At 37.0% G+C, this 5,578-nt stretch carries 4 protein-coding genes; 2 read left to right on the top strand and 2 right to left on the bottom strand.

The features are described from left to right. Nucleotides 1-165 precede the first annotated feature (165 nt). On the bottom strand, nucleotides 166-813 hold the full coding sequence (locus EKM60_RS10990) for a bifunctional 4-hydroxy-2-oxoglutarate aldolase/2-dehydro-3-deoxy-phosphogluconate aldolase (RefSeq protein ID WP_125715373.1): 648 nt from the start codon (nucleotides 811-813) through the stop codon (nucleotides 166-168). Between the two features lie 100 nt (nucleotides 814-913). On the opposite strand from EKM60_RS10990, the gene EKM60_RS10995 reads away from it, so the two are divergent. Both EKM60_RS10995 and EKM60_RS11000 read left to right on the top strand, forming a co-directional pair. Beyond that, nucleotides 914-1,669: an IclR family transcriptional regulator gene (locus tag EKM60_RS10995; RefSeq protein ID WP_125715375.1), complete on the top strand. Its 756-nt coding sequence runs from the start codon at nucleotides 914-916 to the stop codon at nucleotides 1,667-1,669. A 231-nt stretch (nucleotides 1,670-1,900) separates the two neighbouring features. Beyond that, nucleotides 1,901-4,555, top strand: a complete 2,655-nt coding sequence (locus EKM60_RS11000) for a bacterial Ig-like domain-containing protein (RefSeq protein WP_164508393.1) — start codon at nucleotides 1,901-1,903, stop codon at nucleotides 4,553-4,555. Nucleotides 4,556-4,606: 51 nt separating this feature from the next. On the opposite strand, the gene EKM60_RS11005 is transcribed toward EKM60_RS11000, so the two are convergent. Next, on the bottom strand, nucleotides 4,607-5,578 hold a 972-nt coding region (locus tag EKM60_RS11005), incomplete at its 5' end, for an NAD(P)-dependent alcohol dehydrogenase (protein ID WP_164508394.1).

Below are 5,578 nucleotides of genomic sequence, written 5' to 3' on the forward strand. Positions count from 1 at the left end.
TAGCTATTCCATATTTCTTTGCTAGAGTTGTGGAACCACATCCATTGAAATATTCAGTTACTATTTTAGTTTTTAAATCTAAATTGAATTTAACCATAAAAAAGCCCCTTAGTTTGGATTTTATGTCCAAACTAAGGGGTTCACTTCATAATAGGGAGTTTTTTACTATTTACTTCTGATTTCTTCTAATTTAGCGTGATATGCTTGAGCATTTTTCTTAACTTGTTCAAAGTCACCTTTAGCAGCAGGTCCAACTAAATTACCACCGGCACCAACAAGAGTAACACCTTTATCAAACCATTCTTCCATGTTATCAAGACTTACGCCACCAGTAGGCATAATGCTTACCTGTGGGAATGGGGCTTTAACAGCTGAGATGAATCCTTGTCCAACAACACTACCAGGGAAGACCTTAACGATATCTGATCCGTATGTCATGGCAGTTTGAATTTCAGTGATTGACATGCAACCAGGTGTATATGGAATCTCATAAAGATTACATAACTTAGCGACTTCTTTGTTAAATGAAGGACTAACGATAAAGTCAGCACCAGCCATAATAGCAATACGGGCAGTAGTAGGATCGAGAACAGTACCAGCACCGATACATGCATCAGGATCATCCTTGTAATCAGCCTTTAGATCAGCAATGATCTTGTCAGCTTCTGGGGCTGTGAAAGTTAATTCGATACCCTTAACTCCACCGTCGATACAGGCTTTAGCAGCTTTGTAAGCTTCTTCTCTAGAAGCTCCACGAACAACTGCTACAACACCAGTTTTTTCCATTTTCTTCAAAGTTTCAACTTTTTGCATAAAAGTTCACCATTTCCTTATAATAAATTTACTTTTCCTTACAGAAATTATATAATCATTATAGCGCTTTCTTTAAATCTATCAAGTGGAGGATATATAATTGGTAGAATCAAAAAGTTACGGAACAGTTTTAATCAAAGCTAAAGCTATTTTAGATTATTTAATGGAACATGATTCGGGATTAACCCTAAAAGAAATTCATGAAGGCATGGAGATGTCGAAATCTACTACTTTAAAGATTTTAACGACAATGTGTGAGTTAGATCTTTTGTGGAGAAATGAAGAAGATAAAAAATATCACTTAGGTGCTGAGTTAATTGGACTAGGCCAAAAGGCACTAGCTGATTTTAATATTCACCAAATTGCTTTACCTTATTTGAAGCAACTGCGTAATGCAACTGAAGAAACAGTTCACTTAGGAGTAGAGATCGCAGAGCATGTTGAATTTTTGGAGAAGTTGGAAAGCCCCAGAAGTGTTAACTTGAAGTCAAAGATCGGTGGTCGCTTGAATCTCTATTGTTCAGCCATGGGGAAGGCCATTTTGGCAACTAAGACTCCAGAAGAACTAGAAGACTATTTTGATCGTAATCCATTAGATCCATTGACTAAGTTTACCGTTGTTAATCGTAAAGCATTAATGAAACAAATTGATATCGTTAGACAAAATGGATACTCCGTTGATGATCGTGAAAATGAACTTGAGGTATTCTGCATTGGGACTGTTTTAATGAAGCACAATCAAGTGTATGGTGCCTTCAGTGTCAGTACGCCTTATTATAGGATGGATGAGGATCGTGAGAAACGAATTATCAAATTAGTTTTGGAAACTAAAAATGAAATAGAACGAGCAATTTAAACAACCCAAGATTAGTTCTAAGTAAAGATGTATTTCTTTACTTGGAACTTTTTTTTGCGGTTTTTTGCTTCATATTTAAGACAAGAATAGTTATATCACAGTGCATTTTTTATGGGATAGGAGATTCAAGGTCACAATTGGTAAAACTTCCTTATGATAAGTGAGTCCAACATTGTGATTTATTGAATTATACTTAAGTAGTTATAAATGTTTTTTTCAGGGAGAAATAACATGGTTAATATCAAGTTATCAACGTCACGAAAAGTGACAATTGCAGGGGTAACACTTTTTTCAGCAATAATTTTAGGCGGGTTAAGTACTACTAATGTAGATGCCGCCACTGATCAACCAGCTACCAATCAAGTAGTTGGACAAAATAATGATCAGATAGATACAGGAACTATAAGCTCAGGGACGAAAGAAGAACCGGCACCTGATACAGGGTCGGGAACTGGTTCAGATTCTGGACAAATTGATTCGAATACTGACACAGGGAAGGTTGGATCCGGATCTGACAGTGGCACAGGGGCCGCTGGTTCAGGTGATACAGGTAATATAACTAAAAGCTCAGGGACAATAGGTAATAACTCATCAGAAAATATCAATGCCTATGCGGCAGATGCACCAGTCGATACAGCAACACAAGTTCCAGTTGCGGATTCACAGGGAAATGTTATTGACTGGAATAATAGTAAAAGCTATGAAAAGTCTGGGTACAATTCCACCAGTGGTATGATTATTAATTATTCTGTAGAATCTGATGATGGTAATGGTGCTAGTACATATAAGTTTTTGAAACGTGGACAAACTGTTATAACTGGTAATCCAGGTGAAAAGGTCGATTTAACGGGTGCTTTGCCACAGGGATATGTGTTAGATGATTCTAACCAGTTGACTCAAGAAATTGGGGATTCTCAAGGTGAAAAAGAATCAGATTCAGATTATATAAAAAGAATTACTAAAGATTTGTTGGTAAAAGTTGATCCCAATTTAACCAATGAACATTTGCTTGAAATGAAATATGAAATAGATTTATATGATCAAAGCCAAGAGCTTATTGCAGTAAATGCATATCCAAGCCTTTATTTTGAATTTAAAAAATCATTAGTTAGTGGTAATACCATGAAAGCGTATGCTCCAATTGGATTTCAATTTATTGTTGGTTCAAATACCATTCAAAATCTTGTTGAGTTCAGTGTAATGGGGCAAGCCAATCCTAATGCAAGAATTCTTAAAGATAATAAAAGCACCATGTCTAATGAAGTTAATTTTAAAAATGGCAGTAGTATAGTTAGCGCTACAACAGTAAATGGAATATTGGGTAGTTCTAGTGAAGTAAATGCTCCAACAGGATATACATTCAGTGACGGAAGTACAACTAAGAATATTACTATCGGTGCGGCTAGTCCGATGTATATGGCATACTACGGTTCAATTGGTATAAATAAAGATGGTGGTGCTAATAATATTGATCCATCTGTTCACGAAATAGATGTTGTAAAAGCTCCAGTTATCGTTTCTAAAAAAACAGTAGATTTAACTGTTTCTAATGGAACAACGTGGAATCCAGATACTGCTTATGATTCTGAGAATAGTACGGATGCAAACGATGATCCAATTCCATATGCAAATTTAACAGTTACAATTCAAAAAGTTGGTAGTGAAACTCCAGAGACTGTATCAGAAATTGACCAATCAAAACCTGGTCAATATACGGTTACTTATGCCTATAATGGATATTCAACAGTTACATCTGTAACTGTAACTCAAGCACCAGAATTAGTTGTTCAACCATCTTCAGTACATGTGAATTCAAAGACATGGGATCCAGCAACTAGTTTGGTCAGAGCAACAGATGAGAATGGTAAAGATATTTCATTATCTGATATAACTGTTGATTCTTCAGCACTAAAACTTGATACCCCAGGAACTTATGATGTCACGTTTAAATATGGGGGTATTGTTAAAACAACCCAAGTAATCGTAACAGATTCAACTATTATCAATGTCCATAATTCAACAATTCATGTTGGTGATACTTGGACTCCAGCTGATAACTTTGACAATGCTACGGACTCAAATGGTAATTCTGTTGATTTCAGCGAAGTAACTGAAAAAGACAATGTAGATACAAAAACACCTGGAACGTATAAAGCAACTTATACACTGAATGGTTTTTCTAAGGATGCTACGATTACAGTTTTAGCAAATGCAACAACTGATCCTAGCACCCCATCAACTGATAAAGAATGGTTGATAAATGCGCCGTACTTAGTAAAAGCTGATAACTATACGCAAATTTACAGTTCTCCATCTACTTCTGATCCAGTCGTAAATCGTCAATTAGTTCATGACAGTGATTGGATGGTTGGATTAGCTGTTCAAAATAGTGAAGGCACATTCTATCAAGTTTCTACCAACGAGTGGGTCAAGGCTGAAGATATGTGGGCTTTTAAACCTATAGCTGACGTAGTCTATGCCAATGATCCTAGCAATACGGCAGTATTTAGTACCGTTGATGAAGCCAAAGATACCGATATCAACCTTAGCTATCAAACCGCTTGGTTAGTTGATCGTGTTGCAGTCGACGATGCTGGAAATACTTGGTATCGTGTTGGCACAAGTAACTATGTAAAGGCATCTGATATTACTAAAGATGCCCCGGAGACCTCTTATAGAGGAACCGTTCAATTAGCGGGTACTGGAAATGTTCCACTATATAATTTAGATTATTATGGAAATATTAAACATGCTTCACGTACTGCATCGAGTGGTACAAATTGGATCTCAAATAATCATCGTGAATTAAATGGTACAATATATCATCAAATTTCTAATTCCGAGTGGGTTTCTGAGATTGACTCTGTCTTTACAAAACAAGATTAAAATAAATAGACCTCAACCAAATTTGGTTGAGGTCTATTTTTATACAGGTTTTTATTCACCTGGTTTGTAATCTTTATCAATGATCAAGATAGGTTTGATTGTCTTACCACTTACTGAATCTGCATCAGCTTCATTGATTTGGTCGAAGTCATAGAACTTCTCTGTCAAATCAAATGGGAAGACACCTAGTTTGAAGAATTCAATCAAACGAGGAATATCAACTTGAGGAATTGAATCTCCCATGTTTACTCCGACGATCTTCTTGTCGTCAACACATAGGTCATTCCATGTACTGATATCAATGTTGTGTGGTGTAACAGCGATTGTAGCTGTAGTACCACCTTGTGTCAAAGCAGCGATAGAATCTGTCATAACCTTAGTTACACCAGTTGTATCGACAGCCCAGTCAACACCAACGCCTGTGATCTTCTTGATTGCTTCAACAGCATCTTCTTTAGATGAGTCAACGATATCTGTTGCACCCATCTTCTTAGCTAATTCAAGACGTGAAGGAACGATATCAACAGCGATAACGTGTGTACATCCAGAAATCTTACCAGCCATCATGGCAGCGAGACCAACAGCACCTGTACCAAAGACGGCAATAGTATCACCAGGTTTTGGTTGAAGGGTATTGAAGACAGTACCACTACCAGTTACATAGCCACAGCCCAAAGGTCCAAGTTTTCTAAGGTCAAGTTCCTTAGGAACTTTGACGGCGTTTCTCTTATTGATAACTGTGTGTGTAGTAAATGAAGATTGGTTGAACATGTCAGAAACATGGTGACCGTCTTCTGTGAAATGGTCACTTCCATCTGGACGAGTACCAGATAAGTTAGAAGCAGCATATTTACGACATTGTGTAGGTTTACCTTTTAAACAATTGTCACATTCGCCACATGAGTAGAATGACATAATAATGTGATCGCCGACTTTGAAGTTGTCAACATTCTTACCAACTTTTTCAACGATACCAGAACCCTCGTGTCCTAAGACAACAGGGAAGCTGAAGGCTGCATCGCC

The organism is Companilactobacillus kedongensis (assembly GCF_003946625.1).
Classification (GTDB): Bacteria; Bacillota; Bacilli; order Lactobacillales; family Lactobacillaceae; genus Companilactobacillus; species Companilactobacillus kedongensis.